The organism is Catellatospora sp. KI3 (genome assembly GCF_029948125.1).
GTDB lineage: Bacteria > Actinomycetota > Actinomycetes > Mycobacteriales > Micromonosporaceae > Catellatospora.
Window position 1 is genome coordinate 302219 of the sequence record NZ_JASAMB010000004.1, and the last position, 19210, is coordinate 321428.

Here is a 19210-nt window from a genome sequence, read left to right on the forward strand (position 1 = left end):
ACTAGCCTAGGCTGCGACCATGGCCGAGATCAAATCTCCCACCCCGGCGAAAGCCTTCGAACTGCTGCTCTCCGGGAACCACCGCTTCGTGGTCGGCTCCCCGGAGCACCCGAACCAGGACGCGATCCGGCGTGCCCAGATCGCGCCAGGTCAGCGGCCGTTCGCCGTGGTCTTCGGCTGCTCCGACTCCCGCCTTGCCGCCGAGATCATCTTCGATCGCGGCCTGGGCGACCTCTTCGTGGTCCGCACCGCGGGCCACGTGATGGGCGCCGAGGTGCTGGGCAGCATCGAGTACGGAGCAGCCGTGCTCGACTGCCCGCTCGTGGTGGTCCTCGGCCACGACTCGTGCGGCGCGGTGGGCGCCGCGTGCGCCGCGCTGGAGGACGGCATCGCACCGAGCGGGTACATCCGCGACGTCATCGAGCGGGTGACCCCGAGTGTGCTCGCCGCGCGGGCCGCGGGGCGGTTCGAGCCGGACGAGATCCTGGCTGAGCACATCCGGCACACCGTCGAGCTGATCCTGGACCGCTCGCGGGTGCTGTCGGAGCGGGTCGAGGCCGGCCAGGCCGCGGTCGTCGGCCTGTGCTACCGGCTCGCCGACGGAAGCGCCCAGGTGGTGGCGGCCCGGGGCCTCGACCTCTCGGCGACCGCTCCGCGCGCCTGACGGGGAGCGGGCCGGAAGACCGTAATCGGCTGGCGGCCGCGAACGCCTTGATACATCGGCATGACCGATTTCGATTAAGGGCAGTTCGACGGCGGCCAGAGGCGACGGCTCGGTGCGCCCGGAGGCCGCCTGGGTCGGATGAGGTCGGCCGGCGCCGGTCAGGTGCGCACGAGCGGGTCGTTGCGCAGGGTGGGATCGGCCTGGCGCAGCCGTTCCCGGATCTGGGCGGCGTCGGGGTGGCCGAGCTGGTCCAGCGTGGCCAGGGCCCGCCGCAGCGCGGCCCGGGCCGCCTCGGCGTCGCCGACCGCCCAGTGGGTGGTGGCCAGGTTGGCGTCGCTGACCGCCCGTCCGTACTGGTCGCCGACCTGCTCGAACAGGGTGATCGCCCGCTGGTAGCACGCGACCGCGCGGGCGTGCTGCCCCAGTTGGTGGTGGGCGTGGCCGAGGCTGTCCCACGTGTCGGCCTCACCCTGCCGGTCGCCGACGTCGCGGAGCAGGTCGAGCGCCTGCTCGCAGTAGGTCACCGCCTGCTCGTGGTCACCCAGCAGGGTCAGCTTCCAGCCGATCATGTTCAGGGTGTACGCCTGCCCGGCCGGGTTGCCGTCGCGCCTGAACTCCTCGCGGGCCAGCCGCGCGTGGCGCAGCGCGGCGTCCAGGTCGCCCTGCCGCTCGGTGAGCATGGACAGGTTGACCCGGGTGTGCCCGGCCCCGGACGCCTCGCCGAGCTCCTCGAACAGGCGCAGCGCCTGGTCCAGGTGACCGGCGGCCTGGCGGTCGCCGCCGAGGCGGAAGTACGCCATGCCGAGTTCGCGGTGGCAGTGCGCCCGTCCGGTCAGGTCGCCGCCGCGTTCGGCGGCCGCGAGCGCGGTCTCCTGGACCGCGAGCCGGTCCGCCCACTGCCCGCGCCGGTCCAGGTCGCGGGCCATGCTCCAGGCGAGCTGCCAGGCGTGGACGGGGCTGCCGCCGCGCGCGGCGTGTGCCACGGTGAGCAGCAGACCGGCCCGTTCGGCCGCGAACCATGCCTGCGCCGCGGACTCGCCGCCGATCTCCGGCAGCACCGTGCCCGGGGCCGCCGCGGCCAGGCGCAGGGAGCTGAACGGCGGGTGCAGTGCGAGCGTCGCGGCGTAGGACGTGTGCAGGTAGTGGTCGAGCATGCGGGTGCGGGCGTCATCGCGCCGACCGCGCCCGCCCGCGCCGTCGGCGAGGTCCTCGGCGTAGGCGCGCAGCAGGTCGTGCAGGACGTACCGGTCCGAGCCCGACGGGGTGACCAGGTTCGCGCCGACGAGTTCGGCGAGGACGGGGTAAGTGCGCCGTACGGGCAGCCCGAGCAGGCTCGCTGCGGCACCGATCCCGAGGTCGGGGCCCGGGTGCAGGCCGAGCAGGGTGAACAGCTCCGCCGCCGGGGCGCTCAGCCCACGGTAGGACCAGGAGAAGACCGCGCGCAGGTCGGTCGCGGGGTCGCCGTCGCCGCGCAGCGTGTCGAGCACTCCCGCCGGGTCGGCGAGCTGGTCGGCCAGCGCCGCGAGGGTCTGCTGCGGGCGGGTCGCGGCCAGGGCGGCGGCGATGGACAGCGCCAGCGGCAGCCCGCCGCAGCGGGCGACGATCGCCTCGGTAGCGGCGGGCTCGGCGGCGACGCGGCGGGCGCCCAGTCGGCCGTGCAGCAGCTGGCAGGCCTGCTCGTCGGTCATCGGGCCTAGGTCGACGGGGCGGGCGCCGTCGGTGGCGACGAGTCCGGTGAGCCGGTTGCGGCTGGTCACCAGCACCAGGCTGCCGGGTGCCCCGGGCAGCAGCGGCCGCACCTGGGCGACGTCGCGGGCGTTGTCGAGCAGCACCAGCATCCGCCGCCCGGCCAGCAGGCTGCGGTAGAGGCCGAGTTGCGCGTCGACGCTGTGCGGCATGCGGGCGGCGGGCACGCCCAGCGCGTCGAGGAACGCGCGGACCACCGCCGCGGTGTCCAGGACCGCCTCGTCGTCGGGGTCGAAGCCGCGCAGGTTGACGTACAGGCTGCCGTCGGGGAACCGGTCCATGACCCGGTGCGCCCAGCTGACCGTGAGCGCCGTCTTGCCGATCCCGGCCGGGCCGGAGACGATCACCGGCGGCGCCGGTGCGGGCGCCCCGGTGCCGGGCAGGGCCTCGTCGAGCTGGGCGAGCTCGTCCGCGCGACCGGCGAAGCCCGGCACCGGGGGCGGCAGCTGCGCGGGCAGCGGCCACGCGGCCTGCTCCGGCGCGACGGGCGCCGCGTCGGCGGGGTCGGATCGCGGGGCCGGTCCGGCCTCAGCCGACAGCTGCGGGTCCTGGGCGAGGATCCGCCGGTGGACCTCGGCCAGCTGCGGCGAGGGCTCGATGCCGTACCGGTCGGCGAAGACCGTCCGCACCTCGCGGAACACCGCGAGCGCCTCGGCCTGCCGATCGGCCCGATAAAGGGCGATCATCAACTGGCTCCAGAGGCGCTCGCGCTCAGGGTGCGCGCGGCACAGCGCCTCCAGCTCCGCGACCACGTCGGCGCCGGTGGCCAGGGCGGAGGTGAGCCGCTCCTCGCTGATGCTCAGCCGCAGGCGCCGCAGGCGGTCGGCGGCGGCCGGGAGGGCGTCGCCGCCGTCGAACTCGGCGAACGCGTCGCCGCGCCACAACCCGAGGGCCTCGTCCAGCAGCGCCACGGCCTCGGCATGGCGTCCGCCGGACGCGGCGTCGCGGCCGGTCTTGGCGAGCTGCTCGAAGCGGGTGGCGTCGAGGGCGTCGCGGTCGACCCGCAGCAGGTAGCCGGGTGCCGCGGTGACGAGTTCGACGCCCCCGGCCCGCACCAGCGGCCCGAGCGCGGCCCGCAGGCGGGAGACGTAGGTGCGGATGGTCCGCTCGGCGTCGGCCGGAGCGTCATCGGCCCAGACCTCACGGGCCAGCGCGGTGACGCTGACGGCGCGCCCGGCCTGGGCGAGCAGTCGGGCCAGGACGGTGCGGATGTTCGGCCCGCCGACCGGCACCGGGTGCCCGTCGTGACTGACCTCCAGCGGCCCGAGCACCCGGAAGGTGAGACCGTGCGTCGCTTCCATCAGCCCTCCTGTCAGGGCAATTCTGACCGCGGACGGGATCGGCTGCCACTGATATCGGGTACCGGACACAGTGGACGGCACGGGGCATCCCGTCCCTGGTCGCGGCTGGCGGGCGGAGTGCTGTCGACGCGCTGTCGACGGATCGTCGACGGGTCGTCGAAACCGGGCCGCATCGTCGTCGGCAGGAACGAACCAGTCCGATCGACGGAGGAATCATGAACATCAGGGCAGCGCTCTCGGCGACCGCGATCGCGATCACCGCAGTGGTGGCCTTCACCGGCCAGGGCGCCTCGGCCGCGCCCGCCACCCCGGCCGGCACGACTGCGGGCGTGGTCACCCTCGCGGGTCCGGGCTACAACGTGACGGTCCGCACGGGCGACCTCTCGAGCGCGGGCACGGACGCGAACATCTACATCCGGGCGTACGGCCTGCTGGCCGTCTCCTCGGAGAAGCAGCTCGACGACTCGCGCGACAACTTCGAGCGCAACAGCACCGAGACGTTCGGCGTGACGAGCTGGGCCGACCTGGGCCGCATCGACGGCATCGGGCTGCGCAAGGACGGCAGCGGGTCGGAGTGGTACCCGGAGTGGGTCAGCATCCAGAACCTGGTCACCGGGGCGGTGGCGTTCTGCTCGGTCTACACCTGGTACCCGGACGGCGCGGCGACGAAGTACTTCTCCTGCGCCAACTGACGGTGCACCGAGCCGGGCCTGGCCGCCGAGCGATCGCTCGGCGGCCAGCCGCCGTCGGGCAGCGGGTGATGCGTCGGATGGTCGGCGCTCGTCGGCGAACGTCAGGCCGCCGATGCTAACGCGCGGTCGCGCGGCTCAGGGCCGGCGGACGCCGGGTCGGGGGCGACGCGACCGGGAGGACCGCCCGAAGCCCGGGCCGGCCCGGCCGTCGAGCCGACGACGCGGGCGCGCCGCCGGCCCGGCACCGCTGGCCGGGTGGAGCCGCAGGTTCAAGCGCTGCGAGGCCGTCAGCCGCGCCGGGTCCCTGCGGCCGGTGCACAGCGCCAGCAGCCAGACGTCGGCCAGATCGGCTCCGGCTCCGACGAGCGGCCCCGGTCGCGATGCGTGGCGGCAGTGGAGGAGGTGCGGCAGAGAGGCGGGGATGGCCGCCTGGTTTTCGAGCATGGAAGTACACCGTTCCTAGTGAGAAGTCCGCAGCAGGAAGGAGCGCGCGGCGCAGGGCGCACGCGCGGCAGATCAGCACTCGGGATGTCTCACAAGGTGTACAACGGCGGACCTTCGGCTGGACGCGACTCGGCTACCGGCACGGTAAGGGCGTACAGCGACCCCGGTCCAGCGATTTCGGCGCGGCTGTAAGCGGATCCCGTCGGGAGCGGACAGCTCGGGGCAACGACCGGCGTACATCGCATTCGCTGACCGGACACCGGTCCGCCGCGCCGATATCATATGATCCACTTTGGGGTGGCGGCGTCCGTCGAATCAGCGTGCTGCCTGGCTTTATCGATCGGTTCCATTGATGGGTCGTGTTACGCTGCCGCGCATGTCCACCCCACCGGGCAACCGGGTCTCTCCTGAGCGATGGACGGCTGTAGCCGCCGTTATCGCCGCTGTGCTGGGAGTCGTCAGCTCGCCGGTGTGGGGACCGCCGCTGTGCGCCGCGGTCGGCGTGTGCCAGAGTGCCCCTGGCCAGCCTTCGCCGGACGACCCGGGCGGGTCCGCCGCCACCGGCGCCACGGGTTCGCCGAATACGCGCCAATCCCCCAATCAGCCGCCGCAATCGGCTGCCGTCGTGCCGGTCGAATTGAACTCGATAAGCCGTAACGAGCCCGGCTGCGATGAGCGCGACACCAGGGTGGTGTGGGACCGGGTAAAGGCCGATGTCGAATGCTCGGCGGAAGGCACGACGCTGCGCAAGCAGATAGGCTGGGACGACGGTTACCTGAAGTCGTACGCCGAACTGCGCATGTCCTTGAAGGACCAGCGGTTCCCCAGTGCCTTCAAGGTCACGTTCGTCATCAGCGGCTTGTCCGCCCCCGAGCTGGACATGAACCGCGGCGGCTGCGGCGGCCTGGCGGTGCACACGTCGGCGGACTCCGGCACCTACGACTACTTCAACGTGTGCGGTGACGGCTGGGTCGAGACGATCCGGGTGATCGGCCATTCGGGAGCCGACAACCAGACGCGCCAGCTTCCACCGAGCGGGTCCTACGCCGTCATCGTCGACGTCACGGCGGCGGAGGTGCGGGTCACGGTCAGCAACCGGATCGGCCAGTCCACGACCGTGTCGTCGCCGGCGGTCGGTGGCACCACCGCCTACCTCAGCCTGATGACGACCTGGCGCAACGCCGGCGCGACCGCCACCTTCTCGGACTTCTCCTACAGCACCGCCGGTTGAGACACCCCCTGTCCGCCGATCGGGGCGGGTCATCACTGTGGGTGTTGGCAGCATAATCACTCTCCGTGTCTTATTGACAACAGAAAGGAACCGCCGCTGCTGACCATTTAAGGGGCCTGCCGGTGACCGCAGCCATGACGACACCATCCGCATCGCACTCTCCGTCGCGCCACGCCGTGGTCACCGGGATGGGCTTCTGCCTTCCGGGGCTCGACCGCCCCGTGCTGACCGGCGACGACCTCTGGCAGGTCGCCGCCACCGGCCGGACCTGCCTGCGCCAGCAGGGGGTCTACTACGGCTCGGTGGGCCTACCGCCCACCATGTTCACCGACCTGGTGCCCTGGGTCCCCGACCATTTCGCCCGCCACTTCACCGACGCCCACCGCTACGGGCTCATCGCCATGGCACAGGCCTGCGCCGACGCGGGCCTGGACCCTGCCGCCGGCGACCTGGTCGAAGCGGCGGTGCTGGCGGGCCGGGGCGGCGTCGACACCACGATCGAGCGCTACCTGGCGGTGCTGCGCGCCGACCCGGCCACCGCGACCCCGCACGACGCGATGAACCTGTTCATCGGCGGCGAACTCGGCGTGACACTGTCCGACCTGGCCCTGGTACAGAGCGCGGTCGCGCGCTCGACCGGCCCGTGCCACACCGTCTCGTGCGGCTGCGCCTCCTCGGCCGTCCAGATCGGGCACGCGCAGAGCATGATCGAACGCGGTGAGGCGGACGTCGCCGTGGTGACCGGCGTCGACGTGTTCAACATCGACCTCATCCGCCGGACGCAGAGCCTGCTGAACGCCGTACGCGACGCCGACGAGCACCCCGACGGCCTGCCCGCGCTGACGCCCGCGTTCGACCGGCTGATGCGGCCCTACGACCGGCGTGCCGACTGCGTGAACTACGGCGAGGGCGCCGCGACCGTCATCCTGGAGAGCCGCGAGCACGCCGCAGCCCGCGGCGCGGCGCCCTACGGCCGGGTCGTCGCGCAGGCGACCACCCGAGACGGCCTGGCCCACCCGCTGACCAGCGACGACAGCGGCGCCGGACTCGTCGCGGCGGTGCGCCGCTGCCTCGCCCGGCACTGCGACATCCGCGAGGTCGGCTACGTGCACGGCGGCAGCGACGGCGACGCGCTGGTGACCGCGTTCGAGGCCAACGCGGTACGCGAGCTGTACGGCGACGCCGTCGGCGGCCTGCTGATGACCTCCCAGGAGGCGTGCTTCGGCCACAACGGCGCCCCGGCGGGCGCCCTCGGCGTGGCGCTGACGCTGCTGATGCTGCGCCACGGACAGGCGTGCCCCACCGCCAACTGCGAGCAGCCCGACCCGGCGATCCCCTTCGACCCGGTGCCCGGCACCGCCGCCCGGCCCCTGCGGACGGCGTACGCGCTGAGCCTCAACTACCAGGTGGGCGGGGTGAAGAGCGCGATCCTGCTCAGCCAGCCAGACCTGCGCTGACCCGGCCGCCCGAACGAAGGAGCAGAACAGTGGACCGCACCCGAACCGACGCCGAACCGCTGGTCGCCGTGATCGGCATGGCCTGCCGGCTGCCGGGCGGCGCCGACGACCCGCAGCGGCTGTGGCAGCTGCTGACCGAGCGGCGTGACGTGATCGTGGCCCGCCCGGCCGACCGGGACCTGCCCGGCCCGGCCCAGCTACCCGCGTACGGCGGATACCTCGCCGACGTGGCCGGGTTCGACGCCGACTTCTTCGGGGTGTCGCGCCGCGAGGCCGACGTCATGGATCCGCAGCACCGGCTGCTGCTGGAGGTGGCGTGGGAGGCGTTCGAGCACGCCGGCCTGCCGCCCGAGCGCCTGGAGGGCAGCCGCACCGGCGTGTTCACCGGGATCTCCTACACCGACTACATGGAGCGCCTCGCCGAACACCCGGCCAGCCTGGAAGGGTCGGTGCTCACCAACGGCGCGTGCCTGGCCCCGGGGCGCCTGTCGTACCTGCTGGGGCTGCGCGGCCCCAGCATCGCCGTCGACACGGCCTGCTCGTCGTCGCTGATGGCGCTGCACCTGGCCGGGCAGGCGCTGCGCGAAGGCGACTGCGACGTCGCCCTGGCCGTCGGCGTGTCGCTGATGCTGTGGCCGCGGGCCGCGCAGGCGTTCGCGCGGATGGGCATGCTGTCGCCCACCGCCCGCTGCCGCACCTTCGACGCGGCCGCCGACGGCTTCGTCCGGGGCGAAGGGTGCAGCGCGGTGGTGCTCAAGCTGCTGCCCGACGCGCTGCGCGACGGCGACCGGATCCTGGCCGTCGTACGCGCCTCGGCCGCCAACCAGGACGGCCACTCCGACGGCATCGCCGCTCCGTCGCCGGACGCGCAGCGGGCGCTGCTGGCCGAGACCGTCGCCCGCGCCGGTATCGCCGCCGCCGACGTCGGCCTGGTCGAAGCGCACGGCACCGGCACCCCCGTCGGCGACCCGATCGAGTTCGGCGCGCTGGCCGACGTCTACGGCACCGGCGAGCACCGCTGCGCGCTCGGCTCGGTGAAGACCAACCTCGGCCACCTCGAACCCGCCGCCGGGCTCACCGGCCTGATCAAGGCGGTGCTGTGCCTGCAGCACGGGCAGATCCCGGCCAACCTCCACTTCGACCGGTGGAGCGGCGACATCGACGCCGCCGCGACCCGCTTCTTCGTACCCGGCGAACTCACCGCCTGGCCGGTGCCGGACCGGGAACGGCTGGCCGCCGTCTCCTCGTTCGGCTACGCCGGCACCAACGTGCACGTCATCCTCGAGCAGGCGCCGCCGCCGCGCGGCAACCGGCCCGACGTGCTCGCCCGCATCCCCGCCAGCCGCCGCCCCGAGCCCGGCGGCGCCCGGCCGCCCCATCCGGCGCCGGTGACGCTGCTGGTCGCCGCGGGCTCGGCCGCCGCCCTGCCGCGGGCGGCGACCCGGCTCGCCGACTGGCTGACCGGTCCCGGCCGGGGCAGCCCGCTGCACGACGTGGCCCACACCCTGGCCCGGCACCGGTCAGCCGGGCGGGGCCGGCTGGCCGTGACCGCCGCCGACCGCGCCGGGCTGGTCGAGGCGCTGCGGGCGCACGCCGCCGGGCAGGCGCATCCGGCGGTGGTCGCCGGCGCCGTCGGCGCGGGTGTCACCCGGGCGCCGGTGTTCGTGTTCTCCGGGCAGGGCTCGCAGTGGGCCGGCATGGGCCGTGCCCTGCTGCGCACCGAACCCGCCTTCGCGCACACCCTCACCGAGCTGGACGGCCTGATCCGCGCCGAGGCCGGGTTCTCCCCGCTGGAGCTGATCGACTCCGGGCAGGACGTCACCGGACCGGGGCAGGTCCAGCCGACGCTGTTCGCCATCCAGGTCGCGCTCGCCGCGGCCTACGCCGCCTACGGGGTACGGCCCGCCGCGGTCATCGGCCACTCCATGGGCGAGGTGGCCGCGGCCGTGGTCGCCGAGGCGCTGAGCCCGGCCGACGGTGTCGCCGTCATCTGCCGCCGCTCGGCGCTGCTGGCCCGGATCGCCGGCACGGGCGGCATGGCCACCGTCAGCCTCGACCGCGCCCAGGTGCAGACCCGGCTGGTGGAGGCCGGGGTGAGCGGGTCGGTATCGGTGGCCGTGCTCGCCGGGCCGTCCTCTACCGTCATCGCCGGTGACGCCGGGCAGGTCCGGGCGCTGACCGAGGACTGGCAGTCGGCCGGAGTCCCCGCGCACCTCATCGCGGTCGATGTCGCGTCACACTCGCCGCAGGTCGAGTCGCTGCTGCCGGAGTTGGCGCAGTCGCTGGCCGGGCTGCGGCCGAGGCCGCCGCGGGTGCGGCTGTACTCCACCGCCGTCGCCGGGGACGATCCCGCGCCGCTGATGGACGCCGCCTACTGGTGCGCGAACCTGCGCCAGCCGGTCCGCTTCGCCGACGCGGTCACCGCCGCGGCCGCCGACCGGCACAGCGTCTTCGTCGAGGTCGCCCCGCACCCGGTGGTCACCCACGCCGTGCACGGCTGCCTGCGCGGCCGCGCCGCCGACCCGGTCGTGCTGGGCACGCTGCGCCGCGACGCCGACGACCCGACCGGTTTCAGCCACGCGCTCGCCGCCCTGCACTGCCACGGCGTGCCGGTCGACTACAGCGCCCGCTACCCGGGCCGGGTCCTCACCGACGCCCCCGCCCTCACCTTCGACCGCCGCCGGCACTGGATCGATCCGCTCCCGGAGCGGGCCGCGGCGACCGGCGCCGGGCTGCCCGGGGCGCACGTACCGCTGCCCGACGGCGACCTGTGGCACGGTGACGCCGGCACCGGCGCGCTGCCGTGGCTGGCCGACCACCGCGTCCACGGCGACCCGGTCCTGCCCGGGGCAGGCTTCGCCGCGCTGGCGCTGACCGCCGCCGCGGCCGCGTTCGGCACCGCGCCCGCCGACGTGCACATCACCGGCCTGCGCCTGGACCGCATGCTCACCCTCGGCGAGCACACCGCCGTCAGCACGCTCGTCGAACGGCGCGATCCGCGCCGGGCCACGGTGACGGTGTCCACCCGCGACGCCGACGGCGGCTGGGTACGCCACGCCGCCGCCGTCCTGCACTCCGGCAACCAGGACCCGGCCGAACCCGTCGCCGACCTGGCCGCGCTGCTCGACGCGCACCCGGTCGCGGGCGACCCCGCCGAGCTGTACGCCTCGATGCGCCGCCGCGGCATCGAGCACGGCCCCGCCTTCGCCGCCGTACAGACCCTGCACCGCAGCGCCGACGGCACCGGCGCACTGGCCCGGCTGCGCCAGCCCGGCCAGGCCGGTGACCTCAGCCCGCACCCGGTCCTGCTCGACGCCGCCCTGCAGACCCTGGTCGCGACCCTGGACACCGTTGCGGGCACCGGCCTGGTGCTGCCGGTCGGCCTGGGCACGCTGCGCCTGCACGGCGACCCCGCCACGGCGGTGTACTGCCAAGCCCGGCGCACCGGCGCGGACGGCACCCGCCTGACCGGATCGCTGCGGCTGCTGGACGCCCACGGCCGGACCGTGCTCACCGCGGAGCGGATCGAACTGGCCCGCCGGCAGAGCCCCGTGCCCGACCCCGGCCGCTGGTTCCTGGAACCGCACTGGCGCCCCGCGGTACGACCGCCGGACGGATCAGACGCGGTGCGTACCGGACACTGGCTGGTCCTCGGCGAGCGTGACACCGCCTTCTGCGGCCTGGTCGCCCGCGGCCTGCGGCTCGTCGGCGCCAGCGCCAGCACGCTGTGCGTGAAACTCGGCGACGATCCACTCGGGCCGATGGGCGACGCGCTGGCCGACCGCTGGGCCGCCCGCACCGTCGTCCCGCAGGCGGTGGTGCTGATCTGCGACGACCGACCCGCCGCCGACGCCGCCGCGACGGCGCTGGCCCGCGTCCGGCGGCTGCTCGACGCGGTGCAGGCGATGGTCGCGGCCTGGGCCGACCCGCCCCGGCTGTACGTGGTCACCCGGGGCGCGCACCGCGTCGAGCCCGCCGACCGGGTCGACCTCGCGCTGGGCGCACTGCGCGGCGTGCTGCGGGCGCTGGCCTGGGAGCATCCGCGACTGCGCGCCACCCAGATCGACGTGGCCGGCCAGGACGTGCCCGGACTGGTCGCCGAACTGCTCGCCGCAGTGGCCGACGACGAGGTGGCGCTGCGGGGCCCGCAGCGCTTCGCGGCGCGGCTCGCCTACGCGCCGGTGACGGCGCAGCACCGCCGGGCCGCCACCACCCGCACCGTGCGGTTCGGACAGGATGCGTTCCGGCTGCGCGCCGCGCAGCTCGGCGACCTGGAGAGCCTCGTGCTGACCGGCGCCGAGCGGCGGCCGCCCGGCGCCGGCGAGGTCGAGATCAGGGTGACCACCGCGGGCGTCAACTTCCGCGACGTGCTGACCACGCTCGGGCTGCTGCCGGGCCGCCACCCCGGCGACGACGTCGGTGCCCGGATCGGGTTCGAGTGCGCGGGGGTCGTCAGCGCCGTGGGCGAGCACGTCACCGACCTGCGACCCGGTGACGTGGTGGCCGCCGTGGACCTGCGCGGCGGCGCGTTCGGCTCGTTCGTCACCGTGCCCGCCGACATGGCCGTCCGCGTGCCGCGGCAGCTGGACCCGGCCGACGCCGCCGGGGTGCCCGCCGTGTTCCTGACCGCCTGGTACGCGCTGCACGACGTGGCGCGGCTCGCCGAGGGCGAGCAGGTGCTGATCCACTCGGCGGCCGGCGGCACCGGCCTCGCCGCGATCGCCGTCGCCCGGCTGCTCGGCGCCCGGGTGCTCGCCACCGCCGGCACCGAGGAGAAGCGGGCGTACCTGCGCGGCCTGGGCATCGAGCACGTCATGGACTCGCGCGGGCTGGACTTCGCCGAGCAGACCCGCGCCGCCAGCGGGGGCGGCGTGGACGTGGTGCTCAACTCCCTGTCCGGAGCCGCGGTACGGGCAGGGCTGGAGACGCTGCGCCCGTTCGGCCGGTTCGTGGAGCTCGGCGTACGCGACATCATCGCCGACGCGCCGCTGGGCCTGGCCCCGCTGCGGCACAACGTCACCATCAGCGCCGTCGACCTGATCGAGGTGCAGCGGCAGCGGCCGCAGCGCTTCGCCGCGATGCTGCGCGAACTCATGGCCCACATCGCCGCCGGGCGGCTCAGCCCGCCCCGGACCCGCCGCTTCCCGCTCCTGGCCGCGCCCGAGGCCATGCGGACGATGGCGGGCGGCCGGCACCTGGGCAAACTGGTGCTCACCGTGCCCGACAGCGGCACCGCCGAGGCGGTGTACCCGGCGCGGAGCCCGGTCCGCGCCGACGGCGCGTACATCGTGTCCGGGGGCCTGCGCGGCGTGGGTCTGGCCACCGCCGAGTGGCTGGCCGCGGCCGGGGCGAGGCGGCTGGTCCTCAACGGCCGCGGCGAACCCGGACCGCAGGTCCGGCAACGACTCGCCGCGCTGGTCCAGGGCGGCACCGACGTGGTGGTCGTGCGCGGCGACATCTCCGAACCGGGGGTCGCCGAGCGGCTCGTGGCCGCCGCGGGCGCCGACGGGGCGGTACTGCGCGGGGTGGTGCACTCGGCGATGGTCCTCGCCGACGCGGCGGTGACCAACGTCGACGACGCGGACCTGTCGCGGGTCTGGGCGCCGAAGGTGACCGGAGCCTGGCGGCTGCACGAGGCCGTGGGCGACCGGCCGCTCGACTGGTTCGTGGCCTACTCCTCGATGTCGGCGCTGATCGGCAACGGCGGGCAGGCCGGGTACGCGGCGGCGAACTCGTGGCTGGACACCTTCGCCGCGTGGCGCAGCGCGCAGGGGCAGCCCACCCTGGCCGTGGGCTGGGGGCCGTGGGGCCAGACCGGCGCCGCGACCGACTTCGCCGAGCGCGGGTACGAGACCATCCCCACCGAGGAGGGCCTGCGGGCACTCGGCGAGCTGCTGACGCACGGCCGGGTCCATACCGGCGTGATCCCCGGTCCGCCGCAGAGCTGGCTGCGCGGCCCGGCCCGCGACTGCGCGCTGTTCGCCGAACTCGTCGACGCCGCCCCCGCAGCCGCGGGCACCGCGGACATCGTCGCCCGGCTGCGGGAGCTGCCCGGCGGCCCCGAGCGACAGGTCGCGCTGGAAGGGCACCTCGCCGAGCACATCCGCACCGTGCTGCAGCTGGGTGCGGCCACGCTCGACCCGCAGACCCCGCTGCGGTCGCTGGGCTTCGACTCGCTGCTGACGCTGGAGCTGCGCAGCAGGCTCGAGAACGAGCTGAGGATCCGGCTGCACGCGAAGTTCGTCTGGCACTATCCGACGCTGGCCGCGCTGGCCGCCGCGATCGCCGAGCAACTGGACCTGGACCGCGAGCGGCCGACCAAGGACTGAGCACGGCCGACCCTGTCCACGCCTGGCGAAGTCGGCCGCCTAGCGTACGGCGGGTGACTGAACGACGTGTGATCCTCAGCGGTTCGACCTTCGAGGAGCAGATCGGCTATGCCCGTGCCGTGGTCGACGGCGACCGCGTGTACGTGTCCGGGACGACCGGCTTCGACTACGCCACCATGACGATCTCCGACGACGTGGTGGAGCAGGCCGAGCAGTGCCTGCGCAACATAGGTGCCGCGCTGGCCGAGGCGGGCTGCACGTTCGCCGACGTGGTGCGGGTGCGCTACCTGCTGCCCGACGCCGCCGACTTCGAGCCCTGCTGGCCGGTGCTGCGCCGCTACTTCGGCGACGTCCGCCCGGCCGCGACGATGCTGGTGTGCGGGCTCTCCTCCCCCACCATGAAGATCGAGATCGAAGTCGACGCGCATCTGCCGAGATAGGCCGCTGACGGCCCGGCGACGGTGCTGCCGCCGGGCCGCTTCCTGGTCCGCCTGCTCGGTCAGCAGCCGCCGTCGCCCTGGCGCCGGAGCTCCGATGTAGCCCGCTGGGCTGGCTTCGGCAGGCTGGACACGGCTCCGTAGGCGTTCTTCTTCGCCGCGGCGACCAGGTCATCGCCCTGCTTGCGAGTGAGCAGCAGCGCCTGGACCGCATAACGCGTGCCGTCGGGGGTCGAGTCGTCGCCCAGGATGACGTAGGACACCGACCAGCCACCCGATTTGTCCGGTACGGCGGGAAGCCACGACGGGAAGTACGGGTTGTCGCCGGCCACCAGGATCACCACCATCCCGGGCGGGATGTACCCCTTGCCCCGGACCGTACCGCACCTGGGCAGTTGCTGACCGGAGTTGATACTGATCTTCGCGCGTACCACCGGCGTCGGCGGCGGAGGCGGCGGCGGCGCGGACACGTCCGGGCTCGGCGTGCCTGCCGCACCGGTCGGCGGCAGCGGGCTGACCACCGCCGACGGCGCCGGTGTCGGCGCCGGCGAGGACTCGGGCCCGGTGACTCTCGGGCACGGTGCGGGATCCGGCTTGTCCGACTTCCAAGCGGTATGACCGGCGCCGAAGCTCTCGGGAGACGTCGCCGACGCCTCGAACTCCAGCGCCTCCCCTTCGGGCAGGTCGACCACCTTTTCGATCCGCGCACCCTGCCAGATCGCGCCGCCCAGGTCCGCCTCCAGCGTGAAAGGCCGGTCCGCGCGGTGTACGAAGTGCGCGTTGGTGAAGTCCGCGCCGCGCATGTCGACCCGGGTCAACGGCGCGTCGCCGCCGGCCACCTTGAAGACCGCGCCCGCCAGGTAGGCACCGCGCACCCGGGCCCCGGCGAACCTGGTGTCCTGCAGGAACGCCGAGTTCATCAGGGCGCAGTCAAGGTTCGCGCCGGTCAGATCGGTGGCCAGCAGCCAGGAGCCCGACAGGTCCGCGTAGCTGAGATCCTTGCCCGCCAGCTGGGCGAACGGCAGGCACAGGGCGGAGAGGTCGAGCCGGTGCCCGGTCGAGGCGCCCTTCTCCTCGGCGCGCTGCTGCCCGTACAGCTCGACCGCCGCCGCCAGCGCCGCCCGGACGTCTCGCTGTGCCGGGTCGTTCACCCACGCCGGCGAACACCCGGCCTGTGCGGGCCGGGGCACCGTGCCCGACAGGTACGCGGCCAGCAGATCGATCACCGCCGTGCGCTCCTCCGGGAACTCGTCGACGAGCTGCCGCAGCGCGCGCACCCCGGCGGTACGCGAGCCGGTGCTGGGCGCGGCGAGCAGCCCTGCTGCGGTCGCGAACCGATCGGCACGCTGCTGCTGCGTGGCGGCCCGATCCGAGTGCCAGGCGATCAGCAGCCCAGGAATGCTGACCACCAGCGCCACGATCGTCGCGATGACGATCGTCCACTCCCTGCCCTCCTTCGCCCTGTCCGACTTGCTCCCCGACGTCGAGCGGTCGGACTCCGCCGAAGTCGATGGATCTTCATCACGCTTCGTCATTGGTCGACCACATCACGTCAAGGCAAGCTCGACAATCGTCGAACCGACGAGTGCACTCGCACCGAGAAGCGAGTGTCCACATCGTACGTTCGACGCCACGGCACCGATCGCGGTCGGCCGACGCGCACATCGTCCATGACCCGCTGCCGACCGGGCCAGGCGCGATGGGACCAGGCAGAACCGGGAGGCCAGGTGCGCGGGAACCGGCGGCGAGGTAGCATCCGCGGATGTTTTTCGGCGCCCGGAACAAGATCGACAAATACTGCGATCAGCTGGAGGCGGCCGAAGACCCGGTAGCCTTCGAGCAGGCCGCGGTAGGACTGTGGAATGCCGCGCAGAAGGCCTCGCCCCGCGACGCCACCGCCGCCCTCGAACGGTGCGCCTGGCTGCTGAGCGGCCTGAGCATCGGCTCCGGCGGCCGGTTCTCCATCCTGTGCGGGGCGCTGGTCGAGCTCGGTGCGGAGCCTGACGCACTGGTCGTGCCGGTCGCCGACGGCCTGCTCCGGTCGCTCGGGCAGGCCGGCCGGTTCCGCGACGCCTGGATCAGGGCGAGCGCCGGGCAGAAGCTTCCCGATCCCGAGGCCGCCGACGAGCACCTGCAGGGCGCGGTCGCGCGGCTGGCGCCGGTGCTGGGCGGCGAGGCGGCATACCGTGCCACGGAGGGCTGGTTCAGCGTCACGAACTGGGCCAGACCGGCGACCACGCTGCTGCGTCAGGCGCCGGAGCTGTGGGCGCCGTACCCTCGCCGGGCCGAGATCCACGCCGCGGCGGCCGCCCTGGTCGCCGACGTCCCCGACCTCGATGAGGTGCTCGAACTGCTCAACGGCCGCCGCCCGCGGTGAGGCCGGCCGCCGCTGACCGGCTCTCGCCGCAGGCGGCGCGTCGGCGACAGGGCGAGTTCACCGGAGTGTAAATGGGGCGACAAGCCTCGTACCGCCCGGACAGAATCCGCGGGTGACGCTCTCCGCCCTCCTCGGCCGTGCCCGCCCGCCGTCGCCCCTGGCCGGCCGCCTCTCCGCGCAGTCGCTGCTCTTCGCGCTCGGCGAGGGCACGTTCATGACCGGGTCGGCGGTCTTCTTCACGAAGATCGTCGGACTGTCGGCCGCGCAGGTCGGCCTCGGCCTCACGCTCGCCGGCATCGCCGCCTTCCTCGCCGCCGTACCGATGGGCAAGCTGGTCGACCGGTTCGGGCCGAAGAAGATGTGGGCAGTGAGCGCGGCCGGACAGGCGGCGATGTTCGCGCTCTGGCCGTTCATCACCGACTTCAAGGGCTACGTCGCCATGGCTGTGGGCATGGAGGTGATCGGGGCGCTCGGCAACGCCGCGCACGGGGCGTACACGATCGACGTGCTGCCGCTGGACGAGCGGGTGAAGTCCCGCGCCTACATGTACTCCGCGCTCAACCTGGGCTTCACCCTCGGCTCCGTGATGGGCGGCATCGCGCTCGCGTTCCACTCCGACGACGTGCTGCACGCCCTGCCCTGGTTCACCGCCGCGGTCTTCCTGGTCAACGCGGCGGCCGTCACCCGGCTGCCGCGGGCCTCGCACGACGAGCGCAGCCCGGCGGAGCGCAAGGTGCGCATCCCCGGCCCCGGTCCGCTGCGCAACCCCGGCTGGCTGCTCACCATGTTCTTCACCGGCGTGTTCTGGACCAACCAGGTGCTGCTGAACGTCGTCATCCCGCTCTGGCTGGTCGAGCAGACCGACGCCCCGCGGGTGCTGCTCGCCTTCCTGTTCGGCACCAACACGGTGATGTGCATCTTCCTGCCGATGGTCACCTCCCGCGGCGTCAAGGACCTGCCGACCGCGCTCAAGGCGATCCGGCTGTCGTCGACCTTCTTCGTGCTCTCCTGCCTGATCACGCTCGCCACGCACGACACCGTCGGCTGGGTGACGATCGCGCTGGTCTGGCTGGGCCACGTCACCGTGACCGGGGCCGAGCTCTACCTCTCGGCGGCGAGCTGGTCCTTCGAGGCCGAGCTGACGGATCCGCGCCAGCGCGGCGCCTACCAGGGCGCGGCCGAGCTCAGCGGCACCCTGGGCAAGGTATGGGCTCCGGCGGTGTACACCTTCCTGGCGCTGAACTGGGGCGCCGCGGGCTGGCTCGTGATCGCCGGCATCATCCTGGCGGCCACCTTCGGCATCCACCGCTCGACCCGGCTCGCCCGGCGATTCCTCGAGCAGCACGTCCCTGCGGACGTGCTGGCCGACGCCCGCGCCTCCGGCGGCGACGCCGAAGAAGCCACCGGTACGGCGACGCCGCACCAGGCCCAGGTGACGGCGGCGGCACCCACGGTCTAGGGTCCAGGCATGTCGACCATGCCGGAGTTCCGGGGCGCGCTGCTGGCCATGCAGGGTGAGACCGTGCTCGCCGAGGTCGCCGCCGCGGGCCACTCCGCCCGCACGCGCTTCCAGATCGCTTCGGTGAGCAAGCAGTTCACCGCCGTCGCGGTGCTGCTGCTGGCGCAGCGCGGCCTGCTGGGGCTGGACGACCCGATCGACCGCTGGGTCGACGACCGCCCCCCGTCCTGGGACGGCATCACGCTGCACCACCTGCTCACGCACACGTCGGGGCTCGGGCACTGGGGCGAGTATCCGATGATCGATCTGTTCCAGCCGGTGCCGCCGGGTGAGCTGCTGGCGGCGTTCCGCCAGGTGGAGCCGCTGTTCGCACCTGGCGGCGGCTGGCACTACAGCAGCCCGGGGTACGTGCTGCTGGCGCACGCGGTGGCGCGGGCCGCCGACCGGCCGTACCGCGACGTGCTCACCCAGGATATCTTCGAGCCGCTGGGGATGGCCGACACCTTCGTCGGGTCGCCCGGCGACCGGCCGGACATCGCCCGCGGCCACGGCGCCGACGGCGAACCGCTGCCCTCCTACGAGCTGGATGTCGTCGCGATGGGCGCCGGTGACCTCTGGTCGACCACCGGTGACCTGCTCCGCTGGCTCGACGGCCTGCGGACCGGGCAGCTGCTCGACGCCCGGCACCGTGAGCTGATGCTGACCGAGCACGCGGCGACCGGCCACGAACCGGATTCGCGCGGGTACGGATACGGCTGCTTCGTCGGCCTGTTCGGCGACGAGGCGTGGTTCCACCACTCCGGTGGGAACTCCGGCTTCCGGTCGTTCGCGGCCTGCCTGCCCGCCTCGAACCGCCGGATCGTGGTGCTCAGCGACTCCGAGGCCACGAACATGGCGGTGCTCGACGAACTGCTCACCGCCACGCTCACCTGACCACCCCGGCACCGGACGCGCCCGGGCGGCGGCATCCGCCGTACTGACCTGTGCGACCACTGCACCTGGCTGGCCGATACCCGCCGCTCCCACGACACCGTCGCCGACAGCTACCACGAGGTGGTCCGCGACACGCTCGC

The 19210-nt window shown here is 73.9% G+C and carries 11 protein-coding genes; 9 read left to right on the plus strand and 2 right to left on the minus strand.

Going from position 1 to position 19210, the window contains the following annotated elements; translation table 11 throughout:
• Window positions 1–19 precede the first annotated feature (19 nt).
• Window positions 20–664 (plus strand): carbonic anhydrase, encoded by a 645-nt coding sequence (locus QEZ54_RS09845; protein ID WP_281304211.1) that lies wholly within the window; start codon window positions 20–22, stop codon window positions 662–664.
• A gap of 158 nt (window positions 665–822) precedes the next feature.
• Here QEZ54_RS09845 and QEZ54_RS09850 read toward each other — a convergent pair whose 3' ends face one another.
• Complete coding sequence (locus tag QEZ54_RS09850; RefSeq protein ID WP_281304212.1) at window positions 823–3711, minus strand: BTAD domain-containing putative transcriptional regulator; 2889 nt, start codon at window positions 3709–3711, stop codon at window positions 823–825.
• Window positions 3712–3926: 215 nt separating this feature from the next.
• Here QEZ54_RS09850 and QEZ54_RS09855 point away from each other — a divergent pair, with 215 nt between their 5' ends.
• The 5 genes from QEZ54_RS09855 to QEZ54_RS09875 all read left to right on the plus strand — a co-directional run bounded on the left by QEZ54_RS09855 (window position 3927) and on the right by QEZ54_RS09875 (window position 14304).
• A complete protein-coding gene (locus tag QEZ54_RS09855) occupies window positions 3927–4403 on the plus strand; it encodes a PLAT/LH2 domain-containing protein (protein ID WP_281304213.1) in 477 nt (158 codons plus the stop codon).
• An 820-nt stretch (window positions 4404–5223) separates the two neighbouring features.
• Window positions 5224–6078: a hypothetical protein gene (locus QEZ54_RS09860; RefSeq protein ID WP_281304214.1), complete on the plus strand. Its 855-nt coding sequence runs from the start codon at window positions 5224–5226 to the stop codon at window positions 6076–6078.
• Window positions 6079–6212: 134 nt separating this feature from the next.
• Window positions 6213–7535, plus strand: a complete 1323-nt coding sequence (locus QEZ54_RS09865; RefSeq protein WP_281304215.1) for a beta-ketoacyl synthase N-terminal-like domain-containing protein — start codon at window positions 6213–6215, stop codon at window positions 7533–7535.
• A 29-nt stretch (window positions 7536–7564) separates the two neighbouring features.
• Entirely contained in the window at window positions 7565–13864 is a 6300-nt protein-coding gene (locus tag QEZ54_RS09870) for a type I polyketide synthase (protein ID WP_281304216.1), read from the plus strand.
• A 53-nt stretch (window positions 13865–13917) separates the two neighbouring features.
• Entirely contained in the window at window positions 13918–14304 is a 387-nt protein-coding gene (locus QEZ54_RS09875) for a RidA family protein (RefSeq protein WP_281304217.1), read from the plus strand.
• Window positions 14305–14363: 59 nt separating this feature from the next.
• Here QEZ54_RS09875 and QEZ54_RS09880 read toward each other — a convergent pair whose 3' ends face one another.
• Window positions 14364–15836, minus strand: a complete 1473-nt coding sequence (locus QEZ54_RS09880; RefSeq protein ID WP_281304218.1) for a pentapeptide repeat-containing protein — start codon at window positions 15834–15836, stop codon at window positions 14364–14366.
• A 227-nt stretch (window positions 15837–16063) separates the two neighbouring features.
• Here QEZ54_RS09880 and QEZ54_RS09885 point away from each other — a divergent pair, with 227 nt between their 5' ends.
• From QEZ54_RS09885 to QEZ54_RS09895, 3 genes are all read left to right on the plus strand, one after another.
• Window positions 16064–16678 carry a hypothetical protein gene (locus tag QEZ54_RS09885; protein WP_281304219.1) on the plus strand — a complete coding sequence of 205 codons (615 nt, stop codon included), beginning with the start codon at window positions 16064–16066 and terminating at the stop codon, window positions 16676–16678.
• A gap of 112 nt (window positions 16679–16790) precedes the next feature.
• Window positions 16791–18137 carry an MFS transporter gene (locus QEZ54_RS09890; RefSeq protein WP_281304220.1) on the plus strand — a complete coding sequence of 449 codons (1347 nt, stop codon included), beginning with the start codon at window positions 16791–16793 and terminating at the stop codon, window positions 18135–18137.
• Window positions 18138–18146: 9 nt separating this feature from the next.
• Entirely contained in the window at window positions 18147–19070 is a 924-nt protein-coding gene (locus QEZ54_RS09895) for a serine hydrolase domain-containing protein (protein WP_281304221.1), read from the plus strand.
• Window positions 19071–19210: the final 140 nt, after the last annotated feature.

What these genes read in the sequence shown, in the direction of transcription:
- QEZ54_RS09845 (WP_281304211.1), top strand. Translation starts at nt 20, where the DNA reads ATGGCCGAGATCAAATCTCCCACCCCGGCGAAAGCCTTCGAACTGCTG.
- QEZ54_RS09850 (WP_281304212.1), bottom strand. Translation starts at nt 3,711, where the DNA reads ATGGAAGCGACGCACGGTCTCACCTTCCGGGTGCTCGGGCCGCTGGAG.
- QEZ54_RS09855 (WP_281304213.1), top strand. Translation starts at nt 3,927, where the DNA reads ATGAACATCAGGGCAGCGCTCTCGGCGACCGCGATCGCGATCACCGCA.
- QEZ54_RS09860 (WP_281304214.1), top strand. Translation starts at nt 5,224, where the DNA reads ATGTCCACCCCACCGGGCAACCGGGTCTCTCCTGAGCGATGGACGGCT.
- QEZ54_RS09865 (WP_281304215.1), top strand. Translation starts at nt 6,213, where the DNA reads ATGACGACACCATCCGCATCGCACTCTCCGTCGCGCCACGCCGTGGTC.
- QEZ54_RS09880 (WP_281304218.1), bottom strand. Translation starts at nt 15,836, where the DNA reads ATGACGAAGCGTGATGAAGATCCATCGACTTCGGCGGAGTCCGACCGC.
- QEZ54_RS09885 (WP_281304219.1), top strand. Translation starts at nt 16,064, where the DNA reads ATGTTTTTCGGCGCCCGGAACAAGATCGACAAATACTGCGATCAGCTG.
- QEZ54_RS09895 (WP_281304221.1), top strand. Translation starts at nt 18,147, where the DNA reads ATGTCGACCATGCCGGAGTTCCGGGGCGCGCTGCTGGCCATGCAGGGT.